Here is a 16,975-nt window from a genome sequence, read left to right on the forward strand (position 1 = left end):
CATCGCATGCGCTGCGCCGGGCGCCGCGTAGATTGTGGACGTGCCGCCGCTCCGCGTCCTGATCGCCGACGACGAGGTCCTGCTCAGCGCCGGGCTCGCGCGCCTGCTCGAGGATGCCGGGATGGAGGTCGTCGCCCAGGTCGCCACCGCGGACCGGATCGTGCCGGCGGTCGAGCAGCTCGCTCCGGACGTCGCGATCGTCGACGTGCAGATGCCGCCCGGCCGCGCCGACGACGGGCTGCAGGCGGCGATCGCGATCCGCCGCGCCGCGCACCTGCGGACGCGTGTCCTCGTGCTGTCGAACTTCCTCGAGGAGCGCTATCCGCTCGAGCTGATCGGCGACGACGCGAGCGGCGCGGGCTACCTGCTGAAGGAGCGTGTCGGCGACGTCGCGTCGTTCGCCGACGCTGTCCGCCGCGTCGCGGCCGGCGGCTCGGCGCTCGACCCCGAGGTCGTGCGGCTGATGGTCGGCCGGCACCGTCGCGACGACCCGCTCGCGGCGCTCACGCCGCGTGAGCGGGAGGTGCTGGAGCTGATGGCGGAAGGTCTCTCCAACCAGGGCATCGCGGGCGCGCTGGGCGTCTCGCAGGCAGTCGTCGAGAAGCACGTGACGCATCTCTTCCAGAAGCTCGGCGCCGCCGCCGCGCCCGACCGCAACCGCCGCGTGACGGCGGTGCTCACGCTGCTGCGAGCGTCATGACGCCGGCAGCGGGATCGTCGCCCGCAGCCGCGTTCCCGCACCGTCCGCGCTCTCGACCTCCAGCGTCCCGTCGAGCGCGGCGACGCGGTCGCGCAGGCCGGCGAGCCCGCTGCCGCGCGTGACGTCGGCGCCGCCGCGGCCGTCGTCGGCGACCTCGACCGTGAGCCGGCCGCCGTCGTCGTCGACGACGCGAACGCTCGCCGCGCTCGCGCCGGCGTGCTTGACGACGTTCGTCAGCGCCTCGGCGATCGTGAAGTAGGCGGCCGCTTCGACGGTCGCCGGCCAGCGGCGCTCGGGGATCTCGCGCGTGACCAGCAGCGGCAGCGGCGCCGTCATCGACTCGACTGCCGCCGCCACGCCGCGGTTGGTGAGGATCTGCGGGTGGAGGCCGGAGCCGAGGTCACGCAGCTCCGCGATCGCCGCCTGCGTATCGCTCGCCGCCTCGTCGAGCAGCTCGCGCAGCTGCTCGCCGCCCGCGTCCGTCGCCGCGTCGCCGCCCGCGGCGTCGCCGTGCTCCGCGCGGCCGCCCGCCGCGCGCGTCGCCTCGTTCGCGGCCAGCCGCAGCGACAGCAGGATCCGCACGAGCCGCTGCTGGGCGCCGTCGTGAAGGTCGCGCACGAGCCGGCGGCGCTCTGCGTCGGCGGCCGCGACGATGCGCGCGCGGGAGGCGTGGATCTCCTCCGCGCGGGCGCGCTCGACCGCCTCCCGCCGCTGCGCCTCCTCGGCCTCGGCGCGGCGCGTCACGTCGCGGAAGACGACGACCGCGCCGCGCCCGCCGCGCGTCGCCAGCGGCGCGGACGAGTAGGCGACGCGGAAGCGCGAGCCGTCCCTGCGCCAGAAGGCGTCGTCGTCGACGCGGACCGTCTCGCCGGTCGCGCGCGGCGCGAGCAGCGGGCACTCGTGCTCCGGGAACGGCGTCCCGTCCCAGCGGTGGTGGTGGATCGTCGCGTGGCTGTCGCGGCCGAGCAGCTCCTCCTCGGTGTACCCGAGCAGGTCGAGCGCGGCCGGGTTCGCGAACTCGACGCGGCCCGCGGCGTCGACCACGTAGACGGCGTCGGCGACGCTCGCCAGCAGCGCTTCGAGCACGTCGCGCGGGGCGCTGCCGAGCCGCTCCCCGGCGCCTTCGAAGCGCGCGCCGGTCATGACGCGCGCAGCAGCGTCAGTACGGCCATCACGCGGCGGTGCTCGCTCGGCTCGGCGCCGAGGCCGAGCTTGTCGAAGAGGCGCGCAGCGTGCTTGTCGACCGCCGCCGGCGAGACGCCGAGCAGGTCGGCGATGCCGCGGTTGGACTTGCCCTCCGCCATCAGCGCCAGCACCTCCCGCTCGCGCGGGGTGAGGCCGGCGAGCGGGTCCTCGGCGCGCCGCCGGCCGACCATCCGCGCGACGACCTCCGGGTCGAGCGCCGAGCCGCCCGCGGCGACGCGCTCGATCGCCTCGACGAGCGAGCCGACGTCCGCGACGCGGTCCTTCAGCAGGTAGCCGACGCCGCGCGCGTCGTCGCCGATCAGGTCGAGCGCGTAGCGCTCCTCCAGGAACTGCGACAGCACGAGCACGGCGGTGCCCGGTCGGGTGGCGCGAATCGCGAGCGCCGCGCGCAGTCCGTCGTCGGTGCGGTCGGGCGGCATCTGCACGTCGACGATCGCAACGTCGGGCGCGTGCGCCTGCACCTTGCGCAGCAGCTCCTCGGTGTCGCCCGCCTCGCCGACGACGTCCATGCCGGCGTCCTGGAGCAGCCGCACGACGCCCTTGCGCAGCAGGGCGCTGTCGTCGGCGACGAGGACGCGGAGCGGGGCCATTCGCCGACCGACCCTAGCTCGCCGCGCGCGACGTCTGGTTTTCCCTACCCTCGCCGTCCGATCCGGCCCATGTCGGCGAGGCCGCGCGGGTGCGACGCTGTCCTCAGCCACGAAAGGAGCACGCGATGACCGATCGAAAGCCGTCCGCAGAGCCGACGAGCCCACTGCTCGTCACGGTCCGCTACGTCCTGCCGATCGCCGTCGTCGTCGTCGGCCTGGTGATCTTCATCGCCGACCCGCACGTCAACAACTTCGAGGGCTCCGCGGCCCTGATCGGCGCCGGGCTCAGCGTCCTGCTGCTCAACGTCCTGCACCGCACCGGCGTCCGCGGCGACGTCGACCGGGCTGACGAGGACGAGGCGCGCCGCTACTTCGACGTCCACGGCTACTGGCCGGACGAGGCGCCGCAGGCCGAGACCGCGCCGGTCGAAGAGCAGCACGCCGTGCGCCGCTAGCGCGCCGACGCGCCTGGATACCCTCCAGGTCATGCACGGCTACGACCTCGCGCCCGACGACCACGCGCTCCTGCGCAGCCCGCCGCCGTCCGCCGCCTTGCGGTGGGTTGCCGCTGCGGTCGGGGACGGCGCCGAGATCGTCCAGGTGGTCGCGCTGGAGGGCGGCACCTCGTCGGCCGTCCATGCGCTCGACGTGCGCGAGCGTGACGGGCGCACCCGCCGGCTGGTGCTGCGCCGCTTCGTCCGCGAGGACTGGCTGGAGGAGGAGCCGGACGCCCCGCTGCGCGAGGCCGCCGCGCTGCGTGCGTTGAACGCCTGCGCGCTCGCGACGCCGGAGCTGGTCGCGCTCGACGCCGACGGCGACAGCGCCGGCGACCCGGCGGTGCTGATGACGCGCCTCGACGGCGCGACGATCTGGCAGCCGCGGCCGGACGAGCTCGACGACTTCCTGCGCAAGCTCGTGGTGACGCTGATGCGGATCCACGCGACGCCGCTCGAGCCCGGCGCCTCGGTCCCGCCGTACGAGGACTGGGGCCTCGACCTCCAGCGGCCGCCCCGCGCCTCGGCGCTCGCGGCCGGCGTGTGGGAGCGGGCGTTCGCCGCCTTCGACCGCACGCCGTCGCCCGGCACCGTGCTGCTCCACCGCGACTACCACCCCGGCAACGTGCTGTGGCTGGGCGGCGAGGTGAGCGGCGTCGTCGACTGGGCGAGCACGTCGGTCGGCATGCCCGACGCCGACGTCGGCTACTGCCGCGAGAACCTCGTCAGATCGCTCGGGATCGCGGCCGCGGACCGCTTCCTGGAGCTGCACCGCGAGCTGACCGGCGCGGGCGGGTTCGACCCGTACTGGGATATCCAGGCACTGCTCGGGGGCTTCGCGGACGACGACCTGGACGGCTGGACGGCGCGCGACGACGAGTACCTCGCGCGCGCCGTCGCCGGGCTGTAGTCAGCCGCTCACGGCGCGGTCACGACGACGCGCGTGCGGTGGTGCGCCGGGCGCTCGACCTCGTCGACGAGCGCCGCTGCGAGGTCGGCGTAGGAGACGCGGCCGCCGTCGGGGGTCGGCAGCGCGACGCTCTCGCGCACGCGGTGCTCGCCTGTGCGGGCCGCCTCCGCGTCGAGCAGCAGCGGAGGGCTGACCGCGAGCCAGTCGACCGGCGTCTCGGCGCCGAGCAGCGCGTCGAGACCGGCCTCGTGCGAGCGAGAGAACGGCAGCCACTCGGCTTTGTAGTCGGGCGTGTCGAGCAGGCGCACGCCCGGCTCGGTCTCCAGCGTGCCGGCCATCCCGACCGCGAGCAGCCGCCCGACGTCCGCCGCTTCCAGGCCGGCGAGCAGCGCCGCGTGCGCGTCGGCGAGGTACTGCAGCGGTGGGTCGATGAGGGGCGGCGGGATCGTGCTGATCGCGGCGTCGTGGCCGGCCGCGGCGGCTGCGATCGCGGTGGCGTCGGTCGCGTCGGCGACGACGACGCGCACGTCGGTCGCACCGGTCGCCGCGCTCGCGTCGGCCGCGCCGCTGCCGCTCGCGAGGTCGGCGTGGGCGGCCGGGTCGCGCACGACGGCAGTCACCTCGTGCCCGCGCCCGCGCGCTTCGGCGACGACCAGCCGGCCGAGTCGCCCACCGGCGCCGAAGACGACGATTCTGCTCATGTGGATGCTCCGTTCGTAGCTCGCGAGCGGGGCGTCCTGGCCCCGCCTCGGCGGCCACGGTATCCATGGGATACTGGTTACTTCAAAGGTATCCGGCTACCCTCCCGATACCGATGAAGCCGCTCGATCGCGACATGTTCAGCATCACCTGCCCGAGCAGCGCGATGCCGATCCGCGTCGGCGACAAGTGGACGGCGATGGTGATCCGCTGCCTCCAGGACGGACCCCGCCGCTTCTCGGAGATCCGCGTCCCGCTCGCGCACGTGACGCCGAAGGTGCTGACCCAGACGCTGCGCGCGATGGAGCGCGACGGGCTGCTGACGCGGACCGTCTTCCCCGAGGTCCCGCCGCGCGTCGTCTACGAGCTGACGCCGCTCGGCCGCACGCTGCTCGCCCCGATCGACGCCGCCTGTGCATGGGCGCAGGCGCACCTCTCCGAGATCCTCGACGCGCGCGCCGCCTACGAGCAGCAGCGCGCCGAGCAGCCGGTTCCCGCCGCCTCCTAGGAGTTCTCGACGACGAAGTCGACGCAGGCGGTCAGCGCCTGCACGTCGGCCGGGTCGATCGCGGGGAACATCGCGACGCGCAGCTGGTTGCGGCCGAGCTTGCGGTACGGCTCGACGTCGACGATCCCGTTCGCGCGCAGCGTCGCGGCGACGGCCGCGGCGTCGACGGCGTCGTCGAAGTCGATCGTGCCGACGACGAGCGAGCGCTTCGCCGGGTCGGCGACGAACGGCGTCGTGAACGCCGTCCGCTCGGCCCAGCCGTAGAGGTGCTCGGACGACGCGGTCGTCCGAGCGACCATGCCGTCGAGGCCGCCGTTGTCGAGCATCCACTCGATCTGGTCGGCCAGCAGCACGAGCGTGCCGATCGCCGGCGTGTTGTAGGTCTGGTCCTTCTTCGAGTTGTCGAGCGCGGTCGTCAACGACAGGAAGTCGGGGATCCAGCGGTCGGTCGCGCCGATCTCGGCGATCCGCTCCTGCGCCGCGGGCGAGGTCAGCGCGAGCCAGATCCCGCCGTCGGCGGCGAAGCACTTCTGCGGCGCGAAGTAGTAGACGTCGGCGTCGGCGGTGTTCACCGGCAGGCCGCCGGCGCCGGAGGTCGCGTCGATCAGCACGAGGCCGTCGCCGACGCGCTCGACGGGGACCATCACGCCGGTCGAGGTCTCGTTGTGCGCCCACGCGACGACGTCGGCGGTCGGGTCGGCGGTCGGCGCGGGCGCGTCGCCCGGCTCGGCCTGCACGACGATCGACTCCTGCAGGAACGGCGCCGCCCCGGTCGACTTGGCGAACTTCGACGAGAACTCGCCGTAGGTCAGGTGCAGCGCGCGCTCGCGCACGAGCCCGAACGTCGCCGCGTCCCAGAACGCGGTCGTGCCGCCGTTGCCGAGCATCACCTCATACCCGTCGGGCAGCGCGAACAGCTCCGCGAGGCCGGCACGCACGCGGCCGACGAGCGACTTGACCGGCTTCTGGCGGTGCGAGGTGCCCATCAGGGCGGCGCCCTCGCCGCCGGCGAGGCGCTCGAGCTGGGCGGGGCGGACCTTCGACGGACCGCAGCCGAAACGGCCGTCGAACGGCTTCAGCTCGGCCGGGATCGTCAGGGTGGTGTCAGCGCTCATGGCAGGCGTCCTCGTGGAAGTCGGTTCACGGACGGGGTGCCCAGGCGCGCGGCGGCAAGAACGGCGTCGTCGCTCCCCGATGGTTGCTCCATCCGAACGCCAGTCGCGACGACCTGCCCGAGTGTAGCCGGAGCGTGCCTATGCTGTCAGGCGCGATGAGCCGCTTCCAGCGACCGACCGACACCGCGGAGGGGCAGCGCGCGACGACGCTGGAGCTGTTCTACGACCTCGTCTTCGTGTTCGCGATCACGCAGGTCTCGCACCTGCTGCTGAGACATCTCACGTGGGAGGGCGTCGGCCAGTCGGCGCTCGTCCTGCTCGTCGTCTGGTGGGCGTGGAACTACACGACCTGGGTCACCAACGAGCTGGACCCCGAGTCGATCGTCGTGCGGCTGATGCTGATCGGCGTGATGCTCGCGTCGCTGCTGATGGCGGTCGCGATCCCGGAGGCGTTCGGCGACCGGGCGCTGCTGTTCGCCGGCGCCTACGTCGCGATCCAGGTCGGCCGCCACGCGTTCCTCGCGTTCGCCGCCTCCGGGCGCGGCACGAACGAGCGCGTACGGGCCGAGCGGATCCTGACCTGGTTCGTGGTCGCGGGCGTCTTCTGGATCGCCGGAGCGCTCGCCGACGGCTCGACGCGCACGCTGCTGTGGCTGATCGCGCTCGCGATCGACTACGGGGCCCCGCTGTGCACGTACTGGGTGCCGTTCGTCAGACGCGTCACGCCGGAGGCGTGGCAGGTGCAGACGGCGCACTTCGCCGAGCGCTTCCAGCTGTTCATCATCATCGCGCTCGGCGAGACGATCGTGCTGACGGGCGCGACGACCTCGGACCTGGAGCTGACGACCGAGCGCGCGGTCGCGTTCGCCGTCGCGTTCCTGACGACCGCGGCGATGTGGTGGCTGTACTTCGACTACGTCGCGCGGATCGCCGAGCGGCGGCTGGAGCTGGCGCCGAACCGCACGACGCTCGCGCGCGACGGCTACACCTACCTCCACGTCGTGCTCGCCGCGGGCGTGATCGTCTCGGCGGTCGGCGACGAGCTGGTGATCGCCCACCCGGGCGACGTGCTGCCGGGCGCGGAGGTCGCGGCGGTCGTCGCCGGCCCGGCGATCTACCTGCTGGCGCACACCCTCTTCCGCCTGCGGATGGCCGGCTCGATCAGCGTCAAGCGGCTCGCCGGCGCGATCGGCTGCGTCGCGGTCGGCTTTCTCGGCGGCGTCGTCTCCGGCCTCGTCCTCGCGCTGCTGGTGCTCGCGATCCTCGTCGCGGTGATCGTCGCGGAGCAGGTCTCCGGCCAACGCCGTGCCGGGCGCGGCGATCTCGCGCCGCTGGAGCGCCTCGAGGCCGAGGCCGGCGGCGCCTGACTCAGGCCGGGTCGCGCCGCGCGCGGCCCCACGGGATCAGCGTCACGACGGTCAGCGCGAGCCCCGCGCCGATCGCGGCGAGCGCCCATGGGCGCAGGTCGTCGGTGTAGACGTCCCAGACGGCGCCGGCCGCGCGCTTCGCCTCCTCGGGCGTGAGCACGCCGCCGGGGTCGACGCGGTCGAGCGCGAGCGAGCGGCCGAGCGCGAGTCCGAGCAGCAGCAGCGCGCCCGCGGCGACCGTCGCGACGGCGACGACGCGCAGCGTGCGGCGGCGGTCGGCCGCGACCAGCAGCGCCAGGACGAAGGCGACGGCGGCGGCCGGCGGCAGCACGCCGGCGAGCGTGTCGACGGCGTCGGCGATCCGTGCGCTGCCGATGCCGAGGCTCCCGCTGCGGATCTGCAGCAGCCGCGTCGAGGCGCCTCCTGCGAGCGCCTGCGAGAGGCGTGGGTCGATCGCGTCGAGCGCGGGCGCGACGTCGCCGAGGTCGAGCGTCGCGGTGCCGCCGCCGGGGTCGAAGAGGACGCGGTTGGCGTCGGCGGCGGTGCGCCGGAACGCGCGGCGGAAGGCGCGCGTGGAGACGGCGGCGTCGACCGCGCGGTCGAGCTGTGTCGAGGAGACGAGCGCGCCGGGGATCCGTTCCCGCACGCGTGCGGCGATCTCCGACGTGACGGCCTGACGGACCGGATCGCGGTCGAGCGCGTCGCGCGCGCGGTCGACGAACGTGGGGCGGTCGACGACCTGATCGCGCACGTAGACCGAGACGCCGCCGACGAGTGCGCAGAGGACGGCGAGGACCGCGAGCAGGGCGGCGATCGGCTGACGGGCGGTCACCCCCGACAGTTCAGCAGAGCGCGTCGACCGTCCTTGACAAGAACTTTTGTCAATGCTGAAGTGGGCCGATGCTCGACGTTGAAGTGATCGACGACGCGGCTGCGGCCGTCGTCGTGCTCGACCCCGTGCGCACGCGGTTGCTGGCCGAGCTGGCAGAGCCGGCGTCGGCCGCGACGCTCGCCGCGCGCGTCGGCCTCACGCGCCAGAAGGTCAACTACCACCTGCGCATACTGGAGACGCACGGGCTCGTGCGGATCGCAGAGGAGCGCCGCTGGGGCGGCCTGACCGAGCGCCTGCTCGTCGCCACCGCCGCCTCCTACATCGTCTCGCCCGCGGCGCTCGGCGAGGTCGCGAGCGACCCCGGTCGCAGCGCCGACCGCCTCTCGGCCTCCTACCTCGTCGCGCTCGCTGCGCGCATGGTGCGCGAGGTCGGCGACCTGATGCAGCGCGCCGAGCGCGCGGGCAAGCGGCTGCCGACGCTGTCGATCGACACCGAGGTCCGCTTCCGCTCGGCGGTCGATCGCGCCGCCTTCACCGAGGAGCTGGCGGGCGCCGTCACGGCGCTCGTCTCCAGATATCACGACGAGTCCGCCCCGGGCGGGCGCCGCCACCGGCTCGTGGTCGGCGCGCACCCGCTCCCGGCGCAGCCAAGAGCAGAGGAGGTCGCGAGATGAGCGAGGACGACAGCCGCATCGTCCGGGTGGAGGTCGAGGTGCCGGGCACGCCCGAGCAGGTGTGGGAGGCGATCGCCACCGGTCCCGGGATCGAGACGTGGTTCGTGCCGGCCGAGGTGGAGGAGCGCGAGGGCGGCGAGATCGTCACGCACCACGGCCCGTTCGGCGACTCCAGAGGCGTCGTCACGGGGTGGGACCCGCCGCGCCGCTTCGCCTACGAGGAACGCGACTGGAACCCGCCGGAGGCGGTGCCGCCGTGGGCGACGGAGATCGTCGTCGAGGCGCGCGCCGGCGGCACCTGCGTCGTCAGACTCGCCTCCGGGATCTTCAGCGACGGCAGCGACTGGGCCGACCACATCGATCCGACCGAGGGCGGCTGGCGCGCCGGCCTCGCCAACCTGCGGCTCTACCTGACGCACTTCGCCGGCCTGCCGGTCTCCTCGATGTTCGTCCTCAGCAGAACCTCGGCGCCGACCGAGCCGGCGCGGACGGAGCTGCTCGCGGCGCTCGGGCTCGCAGGCGCCACCGTCGGCGACCGCATCAACGCCTCCGCCGCCGCTCCGGCGCTGACCGGCGTCGTCGAGCAGGTCACCGACGAGCTGGTCGTGATCCGCACCGAGCTGCCGGCGCCCGGGCTCGTCGAGCTGTTCGTCCACGGCTGGGGCGGCGTCACGAACGTGTTCGTGCGTGCCTACCTCTACGGCGACTCCGGTCCGGCGGCGGTCGCGCGTGAGCAGCCGGCGTGGGAGGAGTGGCTGGCGGGTCGCTTCCCGGCGGTAGCGTTGCGGGCATGAGCGAGACCGAGGCCGTCCGCGTCGACAAGTGGCTGTGGGCCGCGCGCTTCTACAAGACGCGCGGGCTCGCGAGCGAGGCCGTCAAGGGCGGGCACGTCGAGATCAACGGCGTGACCGTGAAGCCGAGCAAGGACGTCCGTGTCGGCGACCGCCTCGAGGTCGGGGTCGGGCAGACGCGCTTCGTCGTCGACGTGCGCGCGCTGTCCGGCAGACGCGGCCCGGCGAGCGCGGCCGCGCTGCTCTACGAGGAGACGCCGGAGAGCAGAGCGGCGCGCGAGCGCGCGGCCGAGCTGCGGCGGATGGAGCCGCTGCCCGATCCTGCGTACCGCGGCGGCGGGCGCCCGACCAAGCGCGACCGCCGCCGCTTCGACCAGACCGGCGGCGGGCGCGGCGGGCGGCGCTGAGGAGCGCCACCCGCAACCGCACCCGCCACGGTCACATCAGTGTCTGTGCCCCGCTCCGCCCATGTGCGACGGCGGCGGCGTCGGTCTCTCGCCTCTTCTGATCACGTCGACCGTCTGCATCATCCCCGCGTCCTCGTGGCCGAGGATGTGGCAGTGGAAGACGTAGTGCCCGGTGAAGTCATCGAACGGGTTGCGAATCACCACGCGACCGCCGTTGCGCGGGATCACGACGACGTCCTGGAGGCCGTTCGCACGGTACGGCTTCCCGTTCACGCTCATGACCTGGAAGTCGTTGACGTGGATGTGGAACGGGTGGTCCTCGTCGGACTTGTTGATCAGCGTCCACTCCTCGACGGTCCCGACGAACGGCACGACGTTGTTGACGCCGTCTCTGAACTGCACGCCGTTGATCAGCGCGGTGAAGTCTCTGCCCGTGCCGAACGAGAACGTGAAGCTGCGTCTGCGCGAGACGGTCCGTCTGCCGATCGGCTCGTTCGGCGTGTCGATTCTCTTCGGCAGCGCCGCGTACGCGGCGCGCGGCGCGGCCGGACCGGTCACCGTCACCTGCGCGAGATCGGCTCTCTTCATCCAGGAGCCCTCGTTGTATCTCTTCGTGCGGAATGTGTATCTGCCCGGTCTGCCGCCCTGCACGAGCACGTCGAAGCGCTTGCCGGGCGCCATCACGAGGTGCGTCGCCGAGCGCGTCCGCCAGACGGGCGACCCGTCCTCGGCGATGACGGTCATGCGGTGGCCGTCGAGCGCGACGTCGTAGAACAGGTCGGAGCCGATGTTGCCCAGGCGCCACAGCTGCGTCTCGCCCGATCTGAGCGACAGTCTCGGGTTCTGGAGCGCGTTGATGAGCTGCGCGCTCGGTCCCTCTGGGTTGATGTCCTCTCTGTCGGTCACGACCGCGTCGCCGCTGGTCTGAAGGTTGCGGATCGCGAACTGCCGCTCCGTGATCTTCCGCAGCGGTCTCGGCAGCAGTTTCTTCAGCCCCTCGACGACGAGCAGGCCGGAGAGGCCGCCCATCACCTGTCCCTCGGTGTAGCCGTGGAGGTGGACGTGGTACCAGTAAGTCCCCGGCGCGTGGTCACGCGGGAGTCTCACGATCGACTGCACCGTCTGGCCCGGTCTGAACGTGCGGAAGACGTTGTCGGAGATGCCGGTCGGTCTGACGTGCAGGCCGTGCCAGTGGATGTTCGTCGCCTCGTCGGTGGCGTTCTTGATCGTCGCCTCGATCGTCTCGCCCGGCTTCACGTGCAGCGTCGGCCCGACGAGTCTGCCGTTGAACGGCTGGGCGACGACGGGGGCGCCGGAGACCTCGGTCATCCCCTTCTGCGCCGTCAGCTCGACGCGCAGCACGCCGCGTCTGCTGTGGAGCTGGACCGGCTCCTCGAACGGCAGCCCGCTGACCGGTCTCCAGTCGGCGCCGGTCGGCGTGGTCGTGGTGGCAGCGACGCGGCTGTCCTCTTGCGCGCCGCAGCCCACGAGCGCGGCGGCCGCAAGCAGCGCGACCGCGATTGAAGCCCTACTCCCAGTGTTCACCGGCGCACTATATCCCTGGCCACGGCGGATCGGTCGGAGTAATGACTGTCGCGGTCGCGAGAACGACCAGCGCGCTATCGTGACGGGCGATGGACGAGCAAGCAGTGATCGAGGCGCTGGCGCGCACCGTGCGAGCCGCCCGCAGACAGCGCGGCTGGTCGCAGGACCAGCTCAGCGCCCACGCCGGCATCAGCAAGGGCGCGCTCGTCGCGCTCGAACGGGCTGAGACGAACCCGAACCTGTCGACGCTCTGCCGCATCGGCGACGCGCTCGACCTCAACGCCGCGCAGCTGCTGGAGCAGCGGCCGACGAACGGGCTGCGGATCGTCGACGCGGCCGAGGTCGCGCCGCTCTGGCGCGGTCCCGCGGGCGGGACCGCCGCGGTCGTGCTGGTGACCGGCGGCACCGCGCCCGTCGAGCTGTGGCGCTGGCGGCTGCCGGCGGGTGAGTTCTACGAGAACGTCCCCTACCCGGACGGCGCCGGCGTCGTCAAGACCGTCACCGTCGTCGCCGGCACCCTGCGGCTAACGCTCGACGGCGCCGGCCACGACCTCCGCAGAGGTGCGACGGCGACCTTCGACGCGTCGGCCGCGCACGCGTTCCGCGGCAGCGGGCGCGGCGGCTGCGAACTGCTCGTGACGACGCACCTGCCCCCCGGCAGCAACCTGGAAGGACCAGACAGATGGACGTCGTAGTGCTCGCCGCGAGCCCGCGGCCGGACGGCAACTCCCAGGCGCTCGCGGACGCGTTCGCCGACGGCGCGCGCAGCGCCGGCCACGCCGCGCGCGTGTTCGACCTCAACGAGCGCACGAGCGGCGGCTTCCTGCGCGACTGCAGAAGCTGCCGCGGCCCCGACGGCGAGTGCTCGATCGCCGACGGCTACCGCGAGCTGATGCTGGAGCACGTGCTGCGCGCGGACGCGATCGCCTACGCGACGCCCCTGTACTGGTACGGAATGGCCGCGAGCCTGAAGAACTGGTTCGATCGGATGACGTGCTACATCTCGGCGAGCCACCCGCGCTCGGCTGAGGTGATCGAGGGGCTGAGCGGCAAGCGCGCCGCGCTGCTGATCTCCTCCGAGGAGCGCTACCCGGGCGCGACGCTCGGCATGATCGCCCAGGTCCAGGAGATGACGCGCTACCTGCGTCAGCCGTTCGTCGGCGTCGTCCAGGGTGTCGGCAACCGCCGCGGCGAGGTCGCGCACGACCCGACCGACCCGCTCGTCGCCGCGCGCCGGCTCGGCGCCGACCTGGAGACGCTGCACTTCACCGACTACCGCGTCGAGACGCCGCGGCCGGGCGCGGTCTGGGGGGACGCCGACGCGCCGATCGGCCAGTACAGAGACCTGTAACGGTCAGCGCGCGACGAGGTGCGCGCGCTCGCTGCCGAGGCGGAAGCCGTCGCGGAAGGCGAGGCCGGTGAGCCCCTCCAGGCGCTGGTCGCCCTCGTAGAGCGGCTCGCCGGCGATCCCGTCCTGGAAGCCCTCCCAGCGTGCGAGCGCCTCGGGGTGGACGTGGACCATGTGCGCGCTGGTGAGCGCGTCCTCGGCCTCCGGCGAGCCCTCGAAGCGGTAGAAGACCTGCGGCGCCTCGCCCGCCTCGATCGCCGCGATCTGCTCGCGCGCCTCGTGCGCGCGGCTGTGCTGGAGCGGGTCGGCCTCGAGCTGCTGGGCGATCTCGCGCAGGTGCAGCAGCACCGCGGACACGAGCTGCGCCTGGTCCGCGCAGCGCGTCTGGCGGCCGGAGTGGGTCGACTGCACGACGACGGGCAGGTCCTCGGTCTCGCCCAGCTGCTGATCGGCGGGCAGGCCGACGATCCAGCCGCCCGAGCGCCAGCTGCGGTCGTGGCGGTGCCAGTGGATCACGGTGCCGGGCGGCAGCGCACGGCCGACTCGCTCCAGCTCGCCGAACGACGCGACGTCGCGCTCGAAGCCGACGCGGTCGACGCCGAGCGAGAAGGCGAGGCCGATCTCGCCCTCGGTCTGCCAGCCCTCGCCGCGCAGGCGCTCGACGGTCGTGGCCAGCTCCTCCAGCGCAGCGGCCTTCGCGCGCAGCACCTCGACGACGTCGCCGCCGGCCGGCTGGACGCGGCCGAGGCGATCGGCGGCGAGGTGGGTGATCGCGCGTCCGGGCTGGGTCACGGTCACGACGATACCCGCGGTGAGCTGCGGCTAGCTGTCGCCCCGCTCCCACCGCGGACCGCGTCGGGCCCGGCGCGACCTCAGGCCGCCGCCGGCGTCAGCAGGTGGGCCAGCTCGCGCGGCGGCTGCGCGTCGGCCTCCAGCAGCTTGCGCGCGAGCATCCGCAGCGCCGCGACGCGCTCGTACGGGCGCAGCGCGAACGCGTACTGGTAGGACTCCTCGGCGTTCTCGATCCCGAGCAGCTCGCGGTAGTCGGTCGCGACGTCGTTGAGCACGCGGCCGAGCAGGTACGCGTCCAGCTCGGCGGCACGGCGCTCGGCGTCGGCGGCGCTCTCGCCCGCGCTCGTGTCGGGCCGTGCGCCTCCGGCGGTGCCGTCGGTCGCGCCGAGGCCGGACGGCGCGTTGGCGGAGAAGCCCGGACCGTCCTCGCCGCCGCGCGACTCCCAGTCACGCTGGTCGGCGTCGCCGCCTCTGCTGGCGTGCTCGGCGGCGCGTCTGGCGTCCCAGCGCGCTCTGTCGAGCTCGCTCGACAGCTCGTCGTAGTTCTCCGGCTTCGGCGGCACGTAGCCGACCGCTCTTCTCAGCTCGCCGGTCGTGATCTCGCCGTCAGCCGCCTTGGCGGCCAGCTCGACGCCCTCGGCCTCGCCGACGCGGCCGGTCGAGATCGCGCGGCGGACCATGTCGGCCGCCGTGAAGGCAAGGTCACCGGCCTCGACGCGCTCGGCGATCGCGGGCAGGTCGAGCAGCTTCAGCGCGGTGCGCGTCCAGTCGGCCGGGGCACCCGTCATGCGCGAGACCTCGGCCGCGGTCAGCTCCGGGTCCTCGATCATGATCTGGCGCACGGCGCGCGCGAACATGATCGGCTCGGGCTTTCTCTGGTGGAAGTTCTCGGCGAACTGGAGCGTCAGCGCCTCGCGCCGGCTCATCCCCTCGCGCAGGTCCAGCTCCCACTCGCGCGGCGTCCCCTCGGCGTCGTCGACGAGCCGCATCGCCGCCAGCCGGCGCGCGCCGGCGACCAGCTCGTACGGCACCTCCTCGTCGCCGGTCGCGCGTACGAGCGGCGGATGCAGGAGGCCCGTCTCGATCAGCGAGATCGCCAGCTCCTCGACCTCGGGCAGCGGGCCCTCGCGCATGTTGGTCGAGGTCCGCACGTGGTCGAGCGTGGCGGTCACGCGCCGGCGCGGCTTGCTCGCGGTGTCCGCCAGCGGCGCTCTGCGCAGCTCCTCGGCGACGGCCTGGCGGGCTCTCTCGGCGGCCTCCTCGCGCAGCTGCGCGACGGCCTCCTCGGAGTTCTGAAGGGAATCGACGTCAGACATTCCCCGGCACGATGCACGGCGCGCCGGACGCCATGCAACGGAGGCTGCGAGCGCGCCTGGATCACGCCTCGGCGCCGACCGGCTCCGGCTCCGGCGCACCGGCCGACGGCGCGCGCCGCAGCAGCACGAGCGCCATCGCGGCGACGCCCGAGAGGACCACGGCGCTCACCGTCGCGGTCGCCTGCAGCCCCTGCGTGAACGCCTCGCGGGCGGCGTCGAGCAGCTCGCCGCCGAGCGGGGCGGGCAGCTCGTCCGACGCCTCGGCGGCGCCGCCGAGCGTGTCGCGCGCGGCCTTCGTCTCCGCCGCCGGGACGCCCGCGGGCATCCGCTCGTCGATCCCGCCGCGGTAGACGGCGGTGCCGACGCTGCCGACGAGCGCGATCCCGAGCGCCTGCCCCAGCTCGCCGCCGGTCTCCGAGATCGCCGACGCCGATCCCGCCCGCTCGGGCGGCGCGGAGCCGACGATCATGTCGGTCGTCAGCGTCATCGCGGGTCCGACGCCGAACGAGGCGACCATCTGGCCGGCGACGATCAGCGCGAGCCCGGACCCGGTGCTCACGAACGCGATCGCCAGCAGCCCGCCGGCGGCCAGCAGCAGGCCGGTGCCGATCACGCGGGCCGGCCGCACGTGCCGCACGGCGACGGGCGCGAGCATCGCGCCGGCGATGCCGGCGAGCATCCCCGGGAGCAGCCACAGGCCCGCCTCCAGCGGCGAGAGCCCGTGCACGAGCTGGAGGTACTGGCCGACGAACAGCTGCGTCCCGCCGAACGCGAAGATCGTCAGCGTCTGCGTGCCGAGCCCGCCGCTGAACGTGCGCGCACGGAACAGCCGCAGGTCGATCAGCGGGTCCGCGAGCCCCCGCTGGCGCAGCACGAAGACCGTGCCGAGCGCGAGGCCGGCGGCGAGCGACGCGATCGCCGCGCCGTCGGCGCCGTGCTCGGCGATCCGCTTGACGCCCCACACGGCGGACAGCACCGCGACGAGCGAGAGGGCGGCGCTCAGCAGGTCGAGCCGGCCGGCGGCGGGGTCGCGGCTCTCCGGCAGCAGCAGCGGGCCGAGCACCAGCAGCAGCGCCATCACGGGGACGCCGAGCAGGAAGACCGAGCCCCACCAGAACTGCTCCAGCAGCAGGCCGCCGACGATCGGGCCGATCGCGGCGCCGGCCATGAAGCTGGTCATCCACACCGCGATCGCGGTCGTCCGCTGGGCGGGGTCGTGGAAGAGGTTGCGGATCAGCGAGAGGGTCGACGGCATCAGCGTCGCGCCGGCGACGCCGAGCAGCGCGCGCGCCGCGATCAGCAGCTCGGCGCTGGTCGCGAAGGCCGCCAGCACGGAGGCGGCACCGAACGCGGCGGCGCCGATCAGCAGCAGGCGCCGGCGGCCGACACGGTCGCCGAGCGTCCCCATCGTGATCAGCGCGCCGGCGATCAGGAAGCCGTAGACGTCGACGATCCACAGCAGCTGGGTGCTGCTCGGGTCGAGGTCGCGGCTGAGCGATGGCAGCGCGAGGTGGAGGACGGTCAGGTCCATCGAGACGAGCAGCGTCGGGAGGGCGAGGACGGCGAGCGCGAGCCATTCGCGGCGTCCGGCGCGAGGGGGTCCGGTGGAGGGCATGCGGTCCAAGGTAGTAGTTCGACCAAGGTCGAAGTCAAGCCCTTGACTTCAAGTCAACTTGAAGGC

At 73.7% G+C, this 16,975-nt stretch carries 19 protein-coding genes and 1 riboswitch; of the genes, 10 read left to right on the forward strand and 9 right to left on the reverse strand.

Annotation, left to right across the window (positions count from 1 at the left end):
- Positions 1-34: 34 nt before the first annotated feature.
- Entirely contained in the window at positions 35-700 is a 666-nt protein-coding gene (locus CWOE_RS01600) for a response regulator transcription factor (RefSeq protein WP_012931807.1), read from the forward strand.
- On the opposite strand, the gene CWOE_RS01605 is transcribed toward CWOE_RS01600, so the two are convergent.
- A complete protein-coding gene (locus CWOE_RS01605) occupies positions 695-1,843 on the reverse strand; it encodes a sensor histidine kinase (RefSeq protein WP_012931808.1) in 1,149 nt (382 codons plus the stop codon). The genes CWOE_RS01600 and CWOE_RS01605 overlap by 6 nt on opposite strands.
- A complete protein-coding gene (locus CWOE_RS01610; RefSeq protein ID WP_012931809.1) occupies positions 1,840-2,496 on the reverse strand; it encodes a response regulator transcription factor in 657 nt (218 codons plus the stop codon). Before CWOE_RS01610 ends, CWOE_RS01605 begins: the two co-directional genes overlap by 4 nt.
- A 125-nt stretch (positions 2,497-2,621) precedes the next feature.
- Between CWOE_RS01610 and CWOE_RS01615 the strand changes: the two genes are divergently transcribed.
- Positions 2,622-2,951: a hypothetical protein gene (locus CWOE_RS01615; protein ID WP_012931810.1), complete on the forward strand. Its 330-nt coding sequence runs from the start codon at positions 2,622-2,624 to the stop codon at positions 2,949-2,951.
- 31 nt (positions 2,952-2,982) lie between these two features.
- Entirely contained in the window at positions 2,983-3,900 is a 918-nt protein-coding gene (locus CWOE_RS01620) for a phosphotransferase family protein (protein ID WP_012931811.1), read from the forward strand.
- Between the two features lie 8 nt (positions 3,901-3,908).
- Here the strand turns inward: CWOE_RS01620 and CWOE_RS01625 are convergent, their stop codons facing one another.
- Complete coding sequence (locus CWOE_RS01625) at positions 3,909-4,601, reverse strand: NAD(P)-dependent oxidoreductase (RefSeq protein ID WP_012931812.1); 693 nt, start codon at positions 4,599-4,601, stop codon at positions 3,909-3,911.
- A gap of 113 nt (positions 4,602-4,714) precedes the next feature.
- Here CWOE_RS01625 and CWOE_RS01630 point away from each other — a divergent pair, with 113 nt between their 5' ends.
- Positions 4,715-5,107, forward strand: coding sequence for a winged helix-turn-helix transcriptional regulator (locus tag CWOE_RS01630; protein WP_012931813.1), 393 nt, complete (start codon positions 4,715-4,717; stop codon positions 5,105-5,107).
- On the opposite strand, the gene serC is transcribed toward CWOE_RS01630, so the two are convergent.
- A complete protein-coding gene (gene serC, locus CWOE_RS01635; RefSeq protein WP_012931814.1) occupies positions 5,104-6,222 on the reverse strand; it encodes a phosphoserine transaminase in 1,119 nt (372 codons plus the stop codon). The genes CWOE_RS01630 and serC overlap by 4 nt on opposite strands.
- A 31-nt stretch (positions 6,223-6,253) precedes the next feature.
- Positions 6,254-6,339: riboswitch (ZMP/ZTP riboswitch) on the reverse strand.
- Between the two features lie 38 nt (positions 6,340-6,377).
- Between serC and CWOE_RS01640 the strand changes: the two genes are divergently transcribed.
- A complete protein-coding gene (locus tag CWOE_RS01640; protein WP_148260853.1) occupies positions 6,378-7,589 on the forward strand; it encodes a low temperature requirement protein A in 1,212 nt (403 codons plus the stop codon).
- Position 7,590: 1 nt separating this feature from the next.
- Here CWOE_RS01640 and CWOE_RS01645 read toward each other — a convergent pair whose 3' ends face one another.
- A complete protein-coding gene (locus CWOE_RS01645; protein ID WP_012931816.1) occupies positions 7,591-8,421 on the reverse strand; it encodes a hypothetical protein in 831 nt (276 codons plus the stop codon).
- 68 nt (positions 8,422-8,489) lie between these two features.
- Between CWOE_RS01645 and CWOE_RS01650 the strand changes: the two genes are divergently transcribed.
- The 3 genes from CWOE_RS01650 to CWOE_RS01660 are packed head-to-tail and all read left to right on the forward strand — an operon-like array spanning position 8,490 to position 10,293.
- Positions 8,490-9,095 (forward strand): ArsR/SmtB family transcription factor, encoded by a 606-nt coding sequence (locus CWOE_RS01650; RefSeq protein WP_012931817.1) that lies wholly within the window; start codon positions 8,490-8,492, stop codon positions 9,093-9,095.
- Positions 9,092-9,889, forward strand: a complete 798-nt coding sequence (locus CWOE_RS01655; RefSeq protein ID WP_012931818.1) for an SRPBCC family protein — start codon at positions 9,092-9,094, stop codon at positions 9,887-9,889. Before CWOE_RS01650 ends, CWOE_RS01655 begins: the two co-directional genes overlap by 4 nt.
- Positions 9,886-10,293 carry an RNA-binding S4 domain-containing protein gene (locus CWOE_RS01660; protein WP_012931819.1) on the forward strand — a complete coding sequence of 136 codons (408 nt, stop codon included), beginning with the start codon at positions 9,886-9,888 and terminating at the stop codon, positions 10,291-10,293. Before CWOE_RS01655 ends, CWOE_RS01660 begins: the two co-directional genes overlap by 4 nt.
- A gap of 36 nt (positions 10,294-10,329) precedes the next feature.
- Here CWOE_RS01660 and CWOE_RS01665 read toward each other — a convergent pair whose 3' ends face one another.
- The gene (locus CWOE_RS01665; RefSeq protein ID WP_148260854.1) at positions 10,330-11,838 is read right to left on the reverse strand and encodes a multicopper oxidase family protein; all 1,509 of its coding nucleotides are present in this window, start codon (positions 11,836-11,838) and stop codon (positions 10,330-10,332) included.
- An 89-nt stretch (positions 11,839-11,927) separates the two neighbouring features.
- Here CWOE_RS01665 and CWOE_RS01670 point away from each other — a divergent pair, with 89 nt between their 5' ends.
- Together CWOE_RS01670 and CWOE_RS01675 are read left to right on the forward strand one after the other, a co-directional pair.
- Positions 11,928-12,533, forward strand: coding sequence for a helix-turn-helix domain-containing protein (locus CWOE_RS01670; protein ID WP_012931821.1), 606 nt, complete (start codon positions 11,928-11,930; stop codon positions 12,531-12,533).
- Positions 12,521-13,189 carry a flavodoxin family protein gene (locus CWOE_RS01675; protein ID WP_012931822.1) on the forward strand — a complete coding sequence of 223 codons (669 nt, stop codon included), beginning with the start codon at positions 12,521-12,523 and terminating at the stop codon, positions 13,187-13,189. Before CWOE_RS01670 ends, CWOE_RS01675 begins: the two co-directional genes overlap by 13 nt.
- 3 nt (positions 13,190-13,192) lie before the next feature.
- Here CWOE_RS01675 and CWOE_RS01680 read toward each other — a convergent pair whose 3' ends face one another.
- From CWOE_RS01680 to CWOE_RS01690, 3 genes are all read right to left on the reverse strand, one after another.
- The gene (locus tag CWOE_RS01680) at positions 13,193-13,978 is read right to left on the reverse strand and encodes a hypothetical protein (protein WP_148260855.1); all 786 of its coding nucleotides are present in this window, start codon (positions 13,976-13,978) and stop codon (positions 13,193-13,195) included.
- Positions 13,979-14,058: 80 nt separating this feature from the next.
- Positions 14,059-15,294, reverse strand: a complete 1,236-nt coding sequence (locus CWOE_RS01685) for a ParB/RepB/Spo0J family partition protein (protein ID WP_012931824.1) — start codon at positions 15,292-15,294, stop codon at positions 14,059-14,061.
- A gap of 61 nt (positions 15,295-15,355) precedes the next feature.
- The gene (locus tag CWOE_RS01690) at positions 15,356-16,909 is read right to left on the reverse strand and encodes an MFS transporter (protein ID WP_012931825.1); all 1,554 of its coding nucleotides are present in this window, start codon (positions 16,907-16,909) and stop codon (positions 15,356-15,358) included.
- Positions 16,910-16,975: the final 66 nt, after the last annotated feature.

Source organism: Conexibacter woesei DSM 14684 (genome assembly GCF_000025265.1).
GTDB classification, from domain to species: Bacteria; Actinomycetota; Thermoleophilia; order Solirubrobacterales; family Solirubrobacteraceae; genus Conexibacter; species Conexibacter woesei.

What these genes read in the sequence shown, in the direction of transcription:
- CWOE_RS01690 (WP_012931825.1), bottom strand. Translation starts at nt 16,909, where the DNA reads ATGCCCTCCACCGGACCCCCTCGCGCCGGACGCCGCGAATGGCTCGCG.
- CWOE_RS01640 (WP_148260853.1), top strand. Translation starts at nt 6,378, where the DNA reads ATGAGCCGCTTCCAGCGACCGACCGACACCGCGGAGGGGCAGCGCGCG.
- CWOE_RS01685 (WP_012931824.1), bottom strand. Translation starts at nt 15,294, where the DNA reads ATGTCTGACGTCGATTCCCTTCAGAACTCCGAGGAGGCCGTCGCGCAG.
- serC (WP_012931814.1), bottom strand. Translation starts at nt 6,222, where the DNA reads ATGAGCGCTGACACCACCCTGACGATCCCGGCCGAGCTGAAGCCGTTC.
- CWOE_RS01625 (WP_012931812.1), bottom strand. Translation starts at nt 4,601, where the DNA reads ATGAGCAGAATCGTCGTCTTCGGCGCCGGTGGGCGACTCGGCCGGCTG.
- CWOE_RS01630 (WP_012931813.1), top strand. Translation starts at nt 4,715, where the DNA reads ATGAAGCCGCTCGATCGCGACATGTTCAGCATCACCTGCCCGAGCAGC.
- CWOE_RS01660 (WP_012931819.1), top strand. Translation starts at nt 9,886, where the DNA reads ATGAGCGAGACCGAGGCCGTCCGCGTCGACAAGTGGCTGTGGGCCGCG.
- CWOE_RS01655 (WP_012931818.1), top strand. Translation starts at nt 9,092, where the DNA reads ATGAGCGAGGACGACAGCCGCATCGTCCGGGTGGAGGTCGAGGTGCCG.
- CWOE_RS01620 (WP_012931811.1), top strand. Translation starts at nt 2,983, where the DNA reads ATGCACGGCTACGACCTCGCGCCCGACGACCACGCGCTCCTGCGCAGC.
- CWOE_RS01675 (WP_012931822.1), top strand. Translation starts at nt 12,521, where the DNA reads ATGGACGTCGTAGTGCTCGCCGCGAGCCCGCGGCCGGACGGCAACTCC.
- CWOE_RS01610 (WP_012931809.1), bottom strand. Translation starts at nt 2,496, where the DNA reads ATGGCCCCGCTCCGCGTCCTCGTCGCCGACGACAGCGCCCTGCTGCGC.
- CWOE_RS01670 (WP_012931821.1), top strand. Translation starts at nt 11,928, where the DNA reads ATGGACGAGCAAGCAGTGATCGAGGCGCTGGCGCGCACCGTGCGAGCC.
- CWOE_RS01605 (WP_012931808.1), bottom strand. Translation starts at nt 1,843, where the DNA reads ATGACCGGCGCGCGCTTCGAAGGCGCCGGGGAGCGGCTCGGCAGCGCC.
- CWOE_RS01615 (WP_012931810.1), top strand. Translation starts at nt 2,622, where the DNA reads ATGACCGATCGAAAGCCGTCCGCAGAGCCGACGAGCCCACTGCTCGTC.
- CWOE_RS01650 (WP_012931817.1), top strand. Translation starts at nt 8,490, where the DNA reads ATGCTCGACGTTGAAGTGATCGACGACGCGGCTGCGGCCGTCGTCGTG.